Annotated in this window: 14 protein-coding genes; 7 read left to right on the top strand and 7 right to left on the bottom strand. The window is 66.4% G+C overall.

The window, feature by feature from the left end:
* Positions 1 to 14: 14 nt before the first annotated feature.
* From LAQ58_RS04315 to LAQ58_RS04305, 3 genes are all read right to left on the bottom strand, one after another.
* Positions 15 to 503, bottom strand: coding sequence for a 50S ribosomal protein L11 (locus LAQ58_RS04315; protein ID WP_224449386.1), 489 nt, complete (start codon positions 501 to 503; stop codon positions 15 to 17).
* Between the two features lie 115 nt (positions 504 to 618).
* Positions 619 to 1233: a hypothetical protein gene (locus LAQ58_RS04310; protein WP_224449385.1), complete on the bottom strand. Its 615-nt coding sequence runs from the start codon at positions 1231 to 1233 to the stop codon at positions 619 to 621.
* 181 nt (positions 1234 to 1414) lie between these two features.
* A complete protein-coding gene (locus LAQ58_RS04305; protein ID WP_224449384.1) occupies positions 1415 to 2473 on the bottom strand; it encodes a zinc-binding metallopeptidase family protein in 1059 nt (352 codons plus the stop codon).
* Positions 2474 to 2583: 110 nt separating this feature from the next.
* Here LAQ58_RS04305 and LAQ58_RS04300 point away from each other — a divergent pair, with 110 nt between their 5' ends.
* The 3 genes from LAQ58_RS04300 (at position 2584) to LAQ58_RS04290 (ending at position 6319) form a co-directional block, all read left to right on the top strand.
* A complete protein-coding gene (locus LAQ58_RS04300) occupies positions 2584 to 2964 on the top strand; it encodes a hypothetical protein (protein WP_224449383.1) in 381 nt (126 codons plus the stop codon).
* A gap of 84 nt (positions 2965 to 3048) precedes the next feature.
* Positions 3049 to 4005, top strand: coding sequence for a zinc-dependent metalloprotease (locus tag LAQ58_RS04295; protein WP_224449382.1), 957 nt, complete (start codon positions 3049 to 3051; stop codon positions 4003 to 4005).
* Positions 4006 to 4093: 88 nt separating this feature from the next.
* On the top strand, positions 4094 to 6319 hold the full coding sequence (locus LAQ58_RS04290) for a glycoside hydrolase family 3 N-terminal domain-containing protein (protein WP_224449381.1): 2226 nt from the start codon (positions 4094 to 4096) through the stop codon (positions 6317 to 6319).
* Positions 6320 to 6345: 26 nt separating this feature from the next.
* Here LAQ58_RS04290 and LAQ58_RS04285 read toward each other — a convergent pair whose 3' ends face one another.
* The 3 genes from LAQ58_RS04285 to LAQ58_RS04275 all read right to left on the bottom strand — a co-directional run bounded on the left by LAQ58_RS04285 (position 6346) and on the right by LAQ58_RS04275 (position 7711).
* Positions 6346 to 6561, bottom strand: a complete 216-nt coding sequence (locus LAQ58_RS04285; RefSeq protein ID WP_224449380.1) for a hypothetical protein — start codon at positions 6559 to 6561, stop codon at positions 6346 to 6348.
* 136 nt (positions 6562 to 6697) lie between these two features.
* The gene (locus LAQ58_RS04280) at positions 6698 to 7249 is read right to left on the bottom strand and encodes a hypothetical protein (protein ID WP_224449379.1); all 552 of its coding nucleotides are present in this window, start codon (positions 7247 to 7249) and stop codon (positions 6698 to 6700) included.
* A 54-nt stretch (positions 7250 to 7303) separates the two neighbouring features.
* Positions 7304 to 7711, bottom strand: coding sequence for a hypothetical protein (locus LAQ58_RS04275; RefSeq protein ID WP_224449378.1), 408 nt, complete (start codon positions 7709 to 7711; stop codon positions 7304 to 7306).
* Positions 7712 to 7851: 140 nt separating this feature from the next.
* Between LAQ58_RS04275 and LAQ58_RS04270 the strand changes: the two genes are divergently transcribed.
* A complete protein-coding gene (locus LAQ58_RS04270; RefSeq protein ID WP_224449377.1) occupies positions 7852 to 10521 on the top strand; it encodes an AAA domain-containing protein in 2670 nt (889 codons plus the stop codon).
* 112 nt (positions 10522 to 10633) lie between these two features.
* Positions 10634 to 11140, top strand: a complete 507-nt coding sequence (locus LAQ58_RS04265) for a DUF6789 family protein (RefSeq protein WP_224449376.1) — start codon at positions 10634 to 10636, stop codon at positions 11138 to 11140.
* Positions 11141 to 11177: 37 nt separating this feature from the next.
* Here LAQ58_RS04265 and LAQ58_RS04260 read toward each other — a convergent pair whose 3' ends face one another.
* Positions 11178 to 13940 carry an ATP-dependent helicase gene (locus tag LAQ58_RS04260; protein WP_224449375.1) on the bottom strand — a complete coding sequence of 921 codons (2763 nt, stop codon included), beginning with the start codon at positions 13938 to 13940 and terminating at the stop codon, positions 11178 to 11180.
* A 137-nt stretch (positions 13941 to 14077) separates the two neighbouring features.
* Here LAQ58_RS04260 and LAQ58_RS04255 point away from each other — a divergent pair, with 137 nt between their 5' ends.
* Together LAQ58_RS04255 and LAQ58_RS04250 are read left to right on the top strand one after the other, a co-directional pair.
* Positions 14078 to 15136 (top strand): inositol monophosphatase family protein, encoded by a 1059-nt coding sequence (locus LAQ58_RS04255; protein ID WP_224449374.1) that lies wholly within the window; start codon positions 14078 to 14080, stop codon positions 15134 to 15136.
* 127 nt (positions 15137 to 15263) lie between these two features.
* A complete protein-coding gene (locus LAQ58_RS04250) occupies positions 15264 to 16049 on the top strand; it encodes an MBL fold metallo-hydrolase (protein WP_224449373.1) in 786 nt (261 codons plus the stop codon).
* Positions 16050 to 16059: the final 10 nt, after the last annotated feature.

Raw genomic sequence — 16059 nt, 5'->3', positions numbered from 1 at the left:
GGCGTGAAGTGGAACTACGCCGTCGCTTCCTCGGCGAGCACGTCGTCGTACTCGCCGTCGTCGACGCGCTGTTTGAACGTGCGGGCGTCCTCGCCCTCGATGGTGACACCGAGCGTGACGCAGGTGCCGCCGACCTCCTTGGCGGCGTTCTTCACGTCGTAGGCGAGCAGGTCCAGGCTCTTCTGCTCGGCGATCTTCTTCACCTGATCGATGGAGAGGTCGGCGACGAACTCCGACTGCGGCGTCCCGCTGCCGGTGTCGAAGCCGGCCTCGTCCTTGATGAGCGCCGCCGTCGGCGGCACGCCGACGGAGATCTCGAACGAGCCGTCGTCCTCGTACTCGACGGTGACGGGGACTTCCATGCCGTCGAACGCGTCGGTCTGGTCGTTGATCTCCTGTACGACGGCCTGCACGTCCACCGGCGTCGGGCCGAGTTCCGGTCCGAGCGGCGGACCGGGGTTGGCCTGCCCGCCGGGGACGAGCACTTCGATAGTTCCAGCCATATCCCGAATATTTCTGCGACGACTTTTAACGATTGTCTTTCGGCCGCAGACGGTGTGAGAGGCTCACGCACGCCAGAGCCGTTTCTGGCGAACGGTGGACGTCGCAGTCGAGGGCTCAACAAATCGAATACTGGGTTCTCAACTGTCCATCGTCGTCGATGACGATTTCGAGGGTACCGTAACACTCGTTCGTCTCGATGCTCGAGCAATCGGACGTTGCCCGAGGCCCGGGGTCCGAATCGGAGGTCGTTACGGCGTCGGTTGCCGCTGTGTTGGTGTCGTCCGTCGCCGTAGTCGTCTCTGTCGTCGCGGTATCCGTCTTCTCGCGGGGGACCAACTTCGCGCAGACGGAGAACCGTTCCACCCCATCGGGTTCGGCGTCTCGAAGGTTGTACACCTCAATTCTCCCGCGCACAACGGGGTGTCGCTGGTCGTGTACGGTCTCCCCCGTCGCTTCCCGGACGACTTGCACTCGAACCGTCCCGCCGTCGGTGTCGCGTCCTCGAACGTAGATCGGTTTGTTCGGGTCAGGCGCGTTCGACGCTCTCTCGATCCAGTACGCCGTCGGCGTCTCGTCGGGCGTCGACGTGGGGGTCAGTCGTTCGGTCGTCACAGGTTCGTCCGCCGGCGTTTGTCGCGACTCTCGGGTCCGCGTCAGACAACCGATGCTCGTACTCCCGACGGCGACGCCGAGGGCGGCGAGCACCAAACGGCGCGTATATTTCGTCATCTTCGTGGCTCCCGTACCCCCCGCGTTCCGGCCGAAACGCTCCGCTCACCGGACGGTGACCGAAACAGAAGGTGCCGACGTGGAGGGCCGACTGTCAGCACCGAGGTGCGTAACGTCTGCTGATTAGTGGTTCGAGTAATAAGTTTTCTGTGAGAAATGAAGAACGCTCGAACCGCCCAGTTCAGATATTGACAGCGAACGACTCGATATCACCCACCTGCTCGGCCATCGCGCCGAACAGCGCCGCGATATCGTCTAAATCGTCCGTATCGACAACTTCGACCGGCGTGTGCATGTAGCGGTTCGGGACGCTGACGTTCAGCGACGGCACGCCGCCGCGCTGGGTGTAGAACGCGTCGGCGTCGGTGCCGGTCGCACTCCCCCTCGCCTCCAGCTGTATTTCGATGTCGGCCTCCCGCGCCGCTCGCCGCGCGAGGTCGACAACGACCGGATGGTTCGCACTCCCGCGGGAGACGACCGGACCGCCGCCGAGCGAGACGCCGTTTCGGTGTTCGCTCTTCACGTCCGGCGAGTCGGTGGCGTGGCCCACGTCGACGGCGACGACGGCGTCCGGCGCGAGGTCGAAGCCGACCATCCGCGCGCCGCGTAGACCGACTTCCTCCTGAACCGTGCTGACGGCGTACACCGTGGCGTCTACGTCCGCTTCGACAGCGAGTCGAAGTCCTTCGGCGGCGCACCACGTGCCGACGCGGTTGTCCATCCCTCGGGCGGCGACGCGCGTCCCGTGGAGATCTTGGACCGTGGAGGAGACGGTGACCGGGTCGCCGACTTCGACCAGCGATTCGGCCTCTTCACTGCTCGTCGCGCCCACGTCGACGTGTTGCTTTTCGATGTTCTCGAGTTCGTCGTCGGAGTTACGTAGGTGAATCGCCGTCTGGCCGACGACGCCGTGAACCGGTTCGTCGGCGTGAATCGTCACGTGCTGGCCCTTCGAGACGGTGCGGTCCGCGCCGCCGATAGCGCCAATTCGGACGAAGCCCTCCTCGTCGACGCGGCGGACGATGTAGCCAATTTCGTCGGCGTGGCCCGCGAAGGCGAGTTCGGGACCGTCGCCGGAGCCTTCGTGGACCGCGACGGCGTTGCCGTAGGCGTCGGTACGTACGTCGTCGGCGAACTCGCTCACGTAGTCGACCCAGACGCGTTGGCCGCGCGTCTCGTAGCCTGACGGACTCGGCGTGGTGAGCAGCTCGTCCAGAAACCGTCGTTGAGTGTGGTGCATGCCCAACGATTACATACCGCAGACATGAACCCGACGATGTGAGCACTCGCTGTGATGGGCGAGGAACCGCCACAACGTCTAAGTTCGTGCTCGTCGGATTATCTACAGCTATGGCAGACTTCACGATATTCGAGGTTCACCTGCACGACGGGTTCAGCTTCAGTCCGACGAACACCGCGCCGATGCTCGGCGGCGAGAAAGGCCAGCAGAGCGAGGCGGTCGAGGAGGCCAAGGGTCGCGTCTCGAAACTGCTCGGCAAGGGAGCCGCGAGCGACGACGGAACCGCCGACACCGAGGGCGACGTCGACCAGATAGAGACGGCCGCCGACGAGGTCGAAGACGACGAGAGCGACTCCGGCGGCAGCGGCGGCAAACTCCTTCTCGCGCTCGTGTTGGTCGTCGTCATCACAGCGGCCGCGCGGAGCCTCATGGGCGACGACGCCGGGTTCGACGAACTCGAAGAGCTCGACGAACTCAGCGAAGAAGCGTAAGGCGCGCGCGCCACCGGGCGTTCCGTCTCCGCGCGGAGCGGTCTCCACGCGAAGCGTTTTCTGCCGTGCGCACGGAGAGCACGTATGAACCTCTACCGTAGCGTCCGGGCAGTCGCGGGCGCGTCGGGCACCGGCGTCATCGACTGGGACGCTGTCGCAGAGGCCGCGAAAGCCGCCACCGAGCCCGGGGATCTGACTCTCTCTGACGACGAACGGGCGGGCTACGCCGCCGACGTACGCGACGCCCGCAACCGACTTCGAACGGTCGGCGACGTCGAGTTCGACCTCCCCGACGCCATCGAGGTGCAGAACCGCCACCACTGGATAGACGCCAACATCCTCACGTTCGAGCGCGTAATGCGGCCGCTCGAAGAGCGCGCCGAGGGCATTTTCCCCGGTGTCGCCCGAACCCTCAACACCGGGTCGATGGCGTTCATGCTCTCGTTTCTCGGCGGCAACGTGCTCGGCCAGTACGACCCCCTTCTCCTGGCCGAGGGCGACGACGCCCACGGTCTCTACTTCGTCCACCCCAATATTCGCAAGGTCGCCGACCAGTTGAACGTCGACTACCCCCGCTTCCGCCGCTGGATCGCGTTCCACGAAGTCTCGCACGCCGCGGAGTTCGGCGCGGCCCCGTGGCTCTCGGGTCATCTCGAATCGCGGATGGAGCGCGGCGTCGACGCACTCACTGAGGGAACCATCGACCGGGAGGCGTTCCGCGAACTCGACACCGCGATGACGGCCGTCGAGGGATACGCAGAACTGCTGATGGACCGCGCGTTCGACGATGACTACGAGGACCTCCGACGAAAACTCGACGCGCGCCGTCGCGGCGGCGGTCCGTTAGCGCAACTCGCCCGCCGCCTGCTCGGACTCGGCCTCAAGCGTCGCCAGTACGAACGCGGCGCGCGCTTCTTCGAGTCCGTCGCCGAGGTCCGTGGCGTAGCCGCCGCCAGCAAAGTCTGGGAGAAACCGGAGAACCTGCCGACCAACAAGGAACTCGACGACCCCGGCCTCTGGCTGGCGCGCGTCGACCCCTGAGAGCGGACCGTTCGAGAGCAGACGCTCGACTTCCGTTCGAATCGCCGACGCCTGAACGTTCTTCACGCTCTCTCCGCTACTGTCACCCATGAGTGACGACAACGAGACGCCGCCGTATCGACGACAGGACCTCGACACCGCCGAGCGCGTCTTGGATCTCATCGACCGGATGACGCTCGAAGAGAAGGCTGGACAGCTCGTCGGGACGTGGGGCGGTCACCTCCGCGAGGAACTGACGTTCGAGGACGTCGCGGACGCGGTCCGCGAGTACTACCTCGGCGTCGCCGCGCCCTTCGGGTGGGCCGCGCCGCTCGCGACGGACCCGGTCGACGTCGCCGAACTCGCCAACGAACTCCAGCGCGTCGCCCGCGAGGAGACGCGACTCGGGATTCCGATGCTTTTCAACCTCGACGCGGTCCACGGCAACGCCTACGTCGCGGACACGACTGTGTTCCCGAACGGTCTCGGCGCGGCGGCGACGTGGGACCCCGAATTGGTCGAAAAGAGCGCCGAAATCACCGCGACGGAGGTCAGACGGTCCGGCGCGCACCAGAACTACTCGCCGACCTGCGACGTGGCGCGCGACCTGCGCTGGGGGCGCACCTTCGAGACGTTCGGCGAGAGTCCGCTGCTCTGTGCGACGCTGGCGGCGGCGAAGGTGCGCGGCTATCAGCAGGGCGAAGATCCCGTTCTCGCGACGGCGAAACACTTCCCGGCGTACAGCGAACCCGAGCGCGGCGAGGACGCCTCGCCCGTCGACGTGTCGGAGTACAAGCTCCGAAACACGTTCACCCGACCGTTCGTGGACGCGCTCTCAGCGGGCGTCGACTCGGTGATGCCGAGCTACAACTCCGTCAACGGCGAACCCTCCCACGGCTCCCAGACGGTTCTCACCGACCTGCTCCGCGACGAGCTGGGGTTCGACGGCCACGTCGTCTCCGACTGGAACGGCGTCCGACAGCTCGCCGCCGACCACCGGACGGCGAAAGATCAGCGCGACGCCGTCCAGCAGGCCCACGCAGCCGGACTCGACGTCGCCTCCGTCGGCAGCGTCGAACACGCCGAGAACCTCGTCGACCTGGTCGAAAGCGGCGAACTCGACGAGGAGACACTCGACGCGAGCGTCCGCCGTGTCCTCGAACGCAAGTTCGAACTCGGATTGTTCGAAGACCCGTTCGTCGACCCGGACGCCGCCGTCGAGACGGTCGGCAGCGACGACCACCGCGAGGTGGCGCGCGAGGCCGCCCGCGCCAGCATGACCCTGCTCAAAAACGACGGCATCCTCCCGCTGTCGGGTGACGAGGACGTGTTCGTCTGCGGACCGAACGCTGACGATCTCGTTCACCAACTCGGCGGGTGGAGCGTGCTCGACGCCGACGACGCCGTCGGCGAGACGGTTCTGGAGGCGCTCCGCGAGTGCGCCGAGCGCGACGACAACGACGCGAGCGTCACCTACGAGCAGGGCGCGACGCTCAACGAGACGCTCGATTTGGACGCCGCCGCGGAGAAAGCCGCGGAGGCCGACGTAGCCGTACTGGCGCTCGGCGAGGGCTGGTATCTCCACGAGTTCGGTCCCGCCGCGCAGGCGGGCGTTCCGACGGGCGAGTGGCCCACGCGCTCGGAACTCGGATTGTCGGACGCACAGCGCGAACTCGCCCACCGCATTCACGAGACCGGTACGCCGGTCGTCGGCGTGCTCGTCACCGGACGCCCGCTCGCCGTCGACTGGCTCGACCGCAACGCCGCGGGTCTCTTGATGGCGTACTACCCCGGTACCGAGGGCGGCCGCGCCGTCGCCGAGACGCTGTTCGGCGAGAACGATCCCAGCGGACGGCTTCCCATCTCGGTGCCGCGGTCGACGGGCGACCTGCCGCAGTACCACGACCACCTCGCGCATCCACGGCCCATCGGCGACGACGAACATCCGCCGTCGTACGCGCCGCTGTACGAGTTCGGCCACGGGCTGAGCTACACGATGTTCGAGTACGGCGACCTCGGCGTCGAGAACGCCGAACTCGAGGAGGAGGGGGAACTCGACGTGACGGTAACCGTCTCGAACACCGGCGACCGGCCGGGCACCGAGACCGTCCACGTCTACGGCCGTCAGGAGGTGAGTTCGCGCGTCCGACCCGAGCGCTGGCTGGTCGGCTTCGAACGGGTGTCGGTCGAACCCAGCGAGTCCGAGTCGGTCACGGTGTCGATTCCCGCGACCGAGTTCGGCTTCCACAAACCGGGCGAGGGCCACGTCGTCGAACCCGGCGAGTATCGGGCGTTTGTCGGCGACGAGGAGGCGACGTTCGAGATAGCCGAGTGAGTGAGCGTCCGAGGCGAGCGGCGGAGTTACCGCGGTTCTTGTCGGAACGATCGAACGAGAAACACCAACAGCACCCACCCGACGAGCAGTCCGCCGACTGTCGAGAGCGCGAGTTCCAGCGGCGTCGGCTCGACCTGCAGGGCGATGAGACCGCCGGACGCGCCCACGAGGACGACGAAGAACAGTTTCAACCGCCTCGAAGCGGCGTCGCGCTCGTCGTCGGAGAGGCTCGGGCCGACCATCAGTAGGTCCCGTTCCGGCTCTCGTCGGTCGGAAGCGTCGCGTCGAAGGCGTTCATACCGAATCCACGGTTCGGGGGCATTTCAACGCTGTCGAGACGGTTCGACAGCGTTGACCGCGCTCGGCCACGCTCACTGTTCACTGGAAGCCGCGACCGACCTCGTCCGCTTCGACCAAGTCGTCGAGTTCGGCGTCGAGCAGGCGTTCGGCCTCCTCGAACTCGTCTGCGAACGCGTCGAGCGAGTCGGGTCGCTGCTCGGGGGCGAACTCCATCGGCCCGAACGCGGGACTGTCGAGCGCCTCCATCAAGTCGGTGAAGAGGTCGTCGGGCGTCGTCGGCGCGTCGCCGTGGACTCGGACCGTCTCCTGGACGCGCTTGGCCATCGTCTTCGCGTGCTCGTCGTCTTCCGGTGGGCTTTGGACGGCGAAGCGACCCTCGCTCTCGCGGTTCGGTAGCAGCGGTTCGATGCCGTCGTCGACGCGGCGGGCGACCCGCGCGCCGACGCCGCGGAGTTCGTAGGGATTCTTCGCGTACGTCTTCAGGAAGTAGACGCCTCGGCTCGGGTGGCCGATCACGAGGTCCTCGCCGACACCGTCGCGGCGGTGACCGGCGACCGCTCGCCAGTCTTCGGCGTCGGTGCTGTCCTCGGTCACGTCTTCGAGGATGTCTCGCCACACTCTCACGCGCATGGGTCGCGTTGGCGTGCCGCTCGAATGAGTTTGTCGGTCGGACTGTCCGGGCCGCTATCGGTCCGTGAACGTCAGCTCCCGCGTCAGGAGGAACGCGCCGAACACGAGCAGCGCGTACGTGACGAGGCTAGTGTCGCCCTCCCCGAGTCTGACCGCGCCCCACGCGACGGCCCCCGCGTAGAGCGCGATGCGGAACCGGCGCGTCCGCATCGCGTCGGTGACGACGCCGTAGGCGACGACGGCGACGACGTAGAGGCTCACGAGGATCTCAGGGAGGGCGCTCGCGCCCTCGACCTGAAACTGCAGCACCGTCGTCGCGGCGACGAAGCCGAGCATCCCCAAGAGGAGCAGACGCCACTTTCGGCCGAACTGTGGGGCGGTACCGCCTCCGTCGGTCGCATCTACCTCTCCGGCACCCCCGGCCGTATCTTCCCTCTCGTCGGCGTTTTCTCCCTTACTCATGGCTGTCGCTTGTCTCGTAGCCGTCGTTTCCTTCGTTCGCGGCACTCATATCGGTCTCTGGGGGCGGCGTCTCCTTCGGTACTCCGGTTTCTCTCGGTGACCGACAGTGTTTTTCAGACACGGGGCGCACACCTGCGGTAGTGAAGATTCGCGGTCCAATCGTGAACGTCGACGGTCCCCGGACGGTCGAGACGAAGCACGGCGAGCGCAACGTCGCCGACCTCGCGGTCCGGCCGACGGGCGAGGACGCCGAGGAACTGCTCGACGGCGACGACTCGGTGACGGTGACGCTCTGGGGGAAGTGGACCCATACCGCCGAACACGCCGAGGCGGGGATGGAACTGCTCGTCACGAACGCCGAGACGAACGAGTATCGAGGTGAACTGAGCTACACGACCGGCTCTGATTCCTACGTCGTCCTCGAACCCGGTTTTCTGGTGAACGTGACCGACATCCGTTCGTGGGTGCAGTGCCCGCGGATGTACTATCTGAACAAGCTCTCCGGAATTCCACTGAACTACCCGGTCGTGAAGGGGACCATCGTCCACGAGGTGTTCGGCGACCTGCTTCGGGGCTGTGACCTCGACGACGCCATCTCCGACCGCGTCGCGGAGGCAGGCCTCCAACTCGGGTTGCTCGGCCGCGAGCGCGACGAGGTGGAGGACGAGGTGCGGCGCAACGCCGCCGCCATCGAGGGATGGTTGGCGCAGGGGACGCTCACCGACGAGGACGAGTGGCGCTCCGAGTACACGCTCATCAGCCCCACATTCGGCGTGAAGGGGCGCGCCGACGCGCTCCGCCGCGGGTCGCCCGTCGAGCTCAAGACGGGTAAGAACCTCAAGCGCGACCCCCGATTCCAGGACAAGATTCAAGCGGCCTGCTACGCGCTGCTGCTCGAAGAGCGCGGCGTCCCCGTCGACACCGGGACGCTGCTGTACACGAAGAACACGGCGCTCGACAGCTCTGAGGAGACGGGCGACCTCTCGCCTGCGAAGGACTTCTCCATCGGCAAAGGCCTCCTCAACTTCGTGGTCCGCACCCGCAACGAGATTGCGGCGTTGGAGTACGACGGTGGCGTTCCGACGGGGTTCGAAGCCGACGCGAAGTGTCAGTACTGCTTCGAGCAGGACACCTGCATGGTCGTCTCCGGCCGCCTCGACCAGCGCTCGAAGGCTGGACAGATTGGAAAGCCGCTCCCCGACGACGAACTCGACTACTTTCGCCGATTTTACAACGCCATCGAGGAGGAGCGCCGCGAGACGCACAAGGAGTACCGCAAACTCTGGGAGCAAACCGCGGAAGAACGCGCGGACGACGACAGAGCGGTCATCGGTCTCGAACCGCTCGGTCGCCGAGAACTGCCGGGCGGGCGCTGGGAACTCCGCGCGAGGAAGACCGACGACGCCGTCTCGAAGCTCCGCGAGGGCGACGTGGCGCTCGCCTCTGACGGCAACCCGGTGACGGGTCACGCCGAACTCTGTCGCATCCAGACGCTGGGCGAAGAGGTGGTCGTCACCGCCGACGAACCAGTCGACCTGCGCCGCCTCGACGTCTACCCCTCCGACCTCTCGGTCGACCGGATGCTCACGGCGCTGCACGACGCGCTGTTGAAGGGGAACGCGGATCGGAAGGACGTGCTGTTCGGCCGCCGCGAACCGGAGTTCGAGGACGACGAGGTTGAGTACATCGACAACAACGAGGCGCAGAACGCGGCGGTGAACTTGGCGGTCAACGCCGAGGACTGCGCGCTCGTCCACGGCCCGCCCGGCACGGGGAAGACGTACACTATCGCCCGGACGATTCGCGCGCTGGTCGAGCGGGGCGACCGGGTGCTTCTCACCGCGTTCACGAACCGTGCCGTCGACAACGCGCTCGAAGCACTCCGCGACCAGGGGTTCGAGGACATAGCGCGCGTCGGCACCGAGACCGGCGTCCGCGACGACATGCAGGACCTCCGTCTCGTCCGCGACGGCGACCCGAACGAGCGCGCAGCGGAACTCAACGGGGCGAGTGTCGTCGCCGCGACGACGGCCTCCTGCGGGTCGCGCGTTCTCCGCGAGCAGGCGTTCGACGTGGCGCTCGTCGACGAGGCGTCGCAACTCACCGAACCGGGGACGCTCGCGGCGCTCAACCTCGCCGAGCTGTTCGTCCTCGTCGGCGACCACGAACAACTGCCGCCCGTGGTGAGGGCCGAGAACGACTTGCAGAAATCGCTGTTCGAGCGCCTCATCGACGCCTACCCCGAGGCGTCGGTGATGCTCGACCGCCAGTACCGGATGGCCCAGCGGATTCAGGCGTTTTCGTCCACTGAGTTCTACGACGGGAAACTGCGCCCGGCGACGCCGGAGGTCGCCGCCCAGCGCCTCTCGGATTTGCCGGGCGTCGACGGCTCTGTGCTTCCCGAAGAACTCCGCGGCGGCGTCTCCTTCGTCGACCCGGATGGGCGACGCGAGGGCAACGCTAATCCAATCGAAGCCGACCGAGTCGCGGAAGTCGTCTCGTCGTTCGAGGCGGCGGGCGTCGAAGCCACCGATATCGGTGTCATCGCGCCGTTCCGCGCACAGGTCGCCGAACTCACGAAACGCCTCGACGTGACCGTCGACACCGTCGACCGGTTTCAGGGGTCGAGCAAGGAGGTCATCGTCGTCTCCTTCGTCGCCACCGGCGAGTTGGACGGGCCGCTATTCGAGGACTACCGCCGGGTGAACGTGGCGCTCACGCGGGCGAAGAAGTCGCTCGTCCTCGTCGGCGACGCCGAGGCGCTCGAATCCGACGCGTTCTACGCCCGGATGCTCGACTGGGCGCGGTGAGGCGGCGCGTCGTTGTATCGAGTTCGCTGGACAGAGAGTGAGCGAAGCGGGACAGTACGGCCTCGACGACCCCGCGCGAATGCTTTTGCCTTGTCCTTCCCACTACCGACCTATGTCAAAGGGCTCCGACAATCCGGCGATGACAGACTCGGGCGCGACTCAAGAGACATCCGACCAGGAGGCGGGACTGAGTCTCGACATGGCCACCGTCGCCGCCGGGGCGGGGCTCGGCGGGATGGTGGCGATGACGCCGATTCTCGCCATCGGTATCCTCCTCGGTGTCCTCGAGCCGTCGGCGTTCGCGGGACTGTCCGAGATCGTCGGTCTCGGACCGAGTTTCCTCATCGGGACCGTCATCTTCGTCGGCGGCGGGATGACGACGCTCCCGCTGCTTTTCGTCTCGCTGGCGGTGTTTCTCCCCGGAGCGACGCTCGCCCGCCGCGGCGTCTCGTTTTCGAGTATCATCTGGACGGGGTTCGCCATCGCGTTCTACTCCGAGCAGACGGGCGCGGCGCTGGCGGGCTACCTCGTCCTCACGCTCGTCTCCCACTGGGCGTACGGCTACGTCCTCGGCGTGCTGTACGACCGCTACGCGGCGGTTCCGCAGTACGAGGTCTGAAACGCCGGCCCGTCGCCCGGTCGAGTCTCTCTTCGTCTCAGTCGTCGGTCCACCCAAGGTCGGCCGACGCTGTTTCGGCCTCCTCGTCGCCGAGTTCGGCGACGACGCGTTCGTGAAACTCTCTGAGCACCGCCGACTCGTCCTCGGCGAGCACCACGTCGCTGGCCATCAGCGTGGCGAGACCGAACGCCCGCGGCGACGGCGAGTCGAGTTCGCGGCGCGTCACCGTCACGTCGCCCGTCTGCACGTCCCCGAGAACCTCCCGAATCCCCCCGAGGTCGAGTTTGTCCTCGACGAGTTCGCGGTACGTTTCCTCCATCACCGCGAACTCGTCGAGTTCCCGGGCGAACGACAGCAGCATCTCCGAAGACACCTGCTGTTGGGCGGCAGTCTTCTCGTACCCCTTGTACCGCTTCAGAATCATCAGCGAGCGAGTCGCGTTGATGCGGAAGTAGCGCTTCAGGAGGTCTGTCCCGTCGAGCGCCCGCCGGAGTTCGTCGCGGGCGTCGTCGGGGTCCAGCGAGCGGATCACGTCCGCCACGTCCACCTTCCGGTTCAGTGGCATCGAGATGCTGAAGCCGTTGTCAGCGACGGCGACTTTGACGTTCGTGTTCGAGCGCCGCGCGCAGCGGGCGGCGACGAGTCGCGAGAGACCGTCGTTGAACTTTCGTCCGTAGTTGGAGTGGACGTAGAAGTTGCGGCGGTACTCGTCGCGGTCCAACACCTCCTCGACGGCGAGTCGCGACTCGGTGCTGACCGTCTCGGGACCGGCGTAGCGCACCTGTTCGTCGAACATCCGGGCGACGGCGCGGACGCTGTTCTCGTCCATTGGGAACTCGCGGAGCCACGTGCGGACGCCGGGCCGGCCGCCGCTCGCCAAGTGAGCGAGCAGTTCGCGCTGAAAGTCGAGGATTTCGCGGCCGAGGTCGTACGACAGCGGGAGGCGCTCGGAGAACCACGAGGGGACGGTGGGACGCGAGGCGGTCCGGTCGACGTACACCTTCGACCCGCGGCGGTAGCTGAACTCGAAGTTGTCGCCGCCGAGGACGAACACGTCGCCCTTCTCGAGGGTGTCGAGGTAGCCCTCGTCGAGGTTGCCGACCCACTCGTTTGAACTGCGGACGTACACGTCGCAGGTGAACGAGTCGGGAATGGTGCCGATGTTCGTCATGTAGATCACGCGCGCCAGTCGCCCGCGCTTGCCGATGAGGGGTTCGCCCACGTCGAACGCCTCGTAGTGGTGCTCGCCGTCCGGAGCGTCGTTGGTATCGCGCCAGATCTTGGCGTAGACGTTCTTCTCCTCCAGCCCCTCGTAGTCGGCGGTCAGGTACGCCATCAGACGCTCCCACTCGTCGTCCGAGAAGTTCCGGTACGGGTACGCCCGGTAGAGCGTCGCCTTCACGTCCGCTTCGCGCTCGACGCCGTTTATCGCCATCCCGTACACCTGCTGACTCGCCACGTCGTAGGCGTTCTCGGGGACGAACACCCGGTCGACGAACCCCTCCTCGGCCTTCTTCAGCATCACTGCGCACTCGACGAGTTCGTCGCGGTCGAGGGCGACGACGCGGCCCTGGACTGTCTCGCCGAGGCGGTGGCCGGCGCGGCCGACCCGCTGAAGCAGCGACGCCACCGACTTCGGCGACCCGACCTGCACGACGAGGTCGACGTGCGGCATGTCGATGCCGAGTTCGAGACTGGTTGAGGTCGTCACCACGTCCAGCTCTCCGGCTTTCAACTGCCGCTCTATCTCCTGTCGTCGGTCCTTCGAGAGCGACCCGTGGTGACAGCCCGAGTTCGACTCGTCGAAGTGCTTGGGAAAGCGCTCTCGGAGGTTCTGTAACACGCGCTCGGCGCCAGACCGGGTGTTCGTGAAGACGAGCGTGTTCGTGTGCGAGGCCACGAGCTCGCGGAGTCGGTCGTAGAAGCGACTCTGGACGACCTGCCGCGGCGTGTCGACGAGGTCGTCGGTCGGACACTCTAGTCGGAGGTCGAAGTCGCGGACGAACCGCGTGTCGACGATCTCGTACTCTCGGATTTCGCCGTCCTCCCGCCCGACGAGAAACTCCGCCATCGTTGACAGCGGTTCGACAGTGGCCGAACAGCCGATTCGCGTCGGCGACGACTCGGCAAGATTTTCGAGGCGTTCGAGCGAGACCGACAGGTGCGTCCCGCGTTTGTTCTCCGCGAGGCTGTGAATCTCGTCGACGACGACGTACTCCACCGTCCGTAGTTTCTCCTTGAACTTCGGCGAGTTGAGCAGGATGGCAAGCGTCTCAGGCGTGGTGTTGAGAATGTGTGGCGTCTCCTCGAGCATCTTCTGCCGGGCCGCGGAGTCGGTGTCGCCGTGGCGGATGGCGTGGCGAATCTCGGTGTCGACGTCGCGCTCGGCCATTCGCTCGGAGATGCCCGCCAGCGGCACCTCCAGATTGCGGTGGATGTCGTTGGCGAGCGATTTCAGCGGCGAGACGTAGAGACAGTACACCGAGTTTTCGAGGCCCTCGCCCCGCTCTCTGTCCCGTCGGAACAGTTCGTTGATGATGGCGGTAAACGAGGCGAGCGTCTTACCGGACCCGGTGGGCGCGCAGATGAGCGCGTTCGCTCGTTCGTGGATGAGGGGTACCGCCTCGCGTTGCGGCGGGGTGAAGAAACCGCCGTTGCCGGGGACGTACTCGCCGAACTGCTCGACCCACCACTCGCGAACCGACGGCTCCAGCAGGTCGAGCACCGACTCGTCTTCGATGGTTGCCGTATCGGGGTCGAAATCGACGTCCGACGCCGCCAACAGCTCCCGACCACTCATTGGTTCTCCTGAGAACCGAGCGGGTAAGTCGGTTGTGCTGGAGATGGCCACCTTCGCGAGCACCGGACTGCAGTCTCGCTCCATGTACTATCATGGTCGATAGTTATTGTCGTAGTTGCAGCTAGATTTCGCGCACCATGAACCGAGAAAACAGAGAGGGAGAGACCGACGACGAACTCGACGAGGACCGCCGCCGAACGCTGAAAGCGCTCGGCGCGGCTGGAGCGGCCGCCGGCGTCGGCGGGACCGCGGGGTGGAGCGACGTGGCGAGCGCGCTCGGCCGCGGCGGCGGGTCCACAGTTCCCAGACAGCAGACCGACGGCGCGGTGCTGGAGGACCGCTATCTCCGAATTGCCCTGCTCGCCGCCCGCGAGGCGGCGGCGATTCACGACGAACAGTTCGGCCAAATAAAGACTGCCGAGACGAAGGCCCCCCAGCAACTCGTCACGGAAGTCGACAGGAACGCCGAGCAAGCCATCCGGCAGCGGATTCGAGAGGAACTCGGCGACGAGTTCGAGGCCGACAACCACGCGCTGTTCGGCGAGGAGCAGGGCGGCACGCGTTCGGGCGACTTCGTCTGGATAATCGACCCGCTCGACGGGACGACCAACTACGTGCGCGGCATCCCGCACTTCTGCGTCTCCATCGCTGTCGTCAGGGAGGGTGAACTCCACGCCGGCGTCGTCTACTACTCGCCGCGCGACGAGGTGTACGCCGCAGTCGCCGGCGAGGGTGCTATCAAGTTCGAGGACACCGGCGGCGACCCGAGCGAAGTCGAGTCGGTCGTCCCGCTGTCGGTGACGAACGTCTCCACCATCGAGGAGTCGCTCAACTCGGTCGGCTTCTACAGTGGCGCGAGCGCCGTCGATCCGCGGTACCTGCTCCTGTTCCGCGAGTTCGTCGCGGAGTCGCTCGGTATTCGACAACTGGGCGCGGCGGCCGTCGACATGGTCCTCTTGGCTGAGGGGGCGTTCGACACGTTCTCCTGCTGGGCGCTGAAACCGGTCGACGTCGCTGCCGGGACGCTCATTGTTCAGGAAGCGGGCGGCCGGGTCACCGACTTCCAAGGCGACGACGACGTCCAGACCATCCTGCGAGGCAACGTCTTGGCGACGAACGGCGAACTCCACGAACCCGTCCTCAGTCGCTACCGGAACCCGCGGGCGACGCTCGACGACCTGATACCCGAGAACTGAACGGTCGCCGGGAGGCGGCCGACGCCCCTCTCTCGTTAGACGCGTCGTTCGTGCCGCCGCGCGTCGTCGACCGAAGCGCAGCGCGGACGCCCGAATCACTTTCCGGGTGTAGCGCAACCCTCCGGGTATGCACGTCACGTTTCTCGGCACTGGCAGCGCGATGCCGCTCCCCGAGCGCGTCCAGACCGGACTACTCCTCGAACCGAGCGCCGGCGGAGACGACGGAGACGGTGAGAGCGCCCAAAACGGCGACAGACGCCCCCTGCTCGTCGACTGCGGCGCGGGCGTCCTCCACCGCCTCAGCCGGACCGACGTGGGTTACGAGGGTGTCGCCACCGTACTGCTCACCCACCACCACCTCGACCACGTCTCGGACCTCTTAGCCCTGCTGAAAGCCCGCTGGCTGGCGGGAGAGGACCACCTCGAAGTCGTCGGCCCCGCGGGGACGAAATTGCTTCTCGACGACCTGCTGACCGCCCACGACTACCTGCAGGACCGCCTCGACCTCGCCGTCCGCGAGGTCACCGCCAACGAACCATTCGAGGTCGCCGGATTTCCGGTCGAGGCTCACGAGACGCGTCACTCGATACCGTGTCTCGCCTACCGCTTCGACGACGCGTTCACCTTCTCCGGCGACTCGGAGGCGTTCGAGGGCCTCGCGAACTTCGCCGACGGCTCCGTCGTTCTCGCGCACGACTGCTCGTTCCCTGACGAAGTCGACGTGTCGAACCACCCGACGCCAACGCAGTTGGGCGAGGTGCTGTCGGGGTGCGATATCGACCGCCTTTACCTGACCCACCTCTACCCGCACACGGAGGGCAAACACCGCGAGATGCTCGGCAGTGTCGAAGCCAACTTCGACGGCGACGTGCGAATCGCCCGCGACGGCCTGCGTTTCGAAATCCCTGAATAGCGACGCGCGA

The sequence above is a fragment of the Haloprofundus salilacus genome, from assembly GCF_020150815.1.
Classification (GTDB): domain Archaea; phylum Halobacteriota; class Halobacteria; order Halobacteriales; family Haloferacaceae; genus Haloprofundus; species Haloprofundus salilacus.
This window is presented reverse-complemented; position numbering and strand designations above follow the sequence as displayed.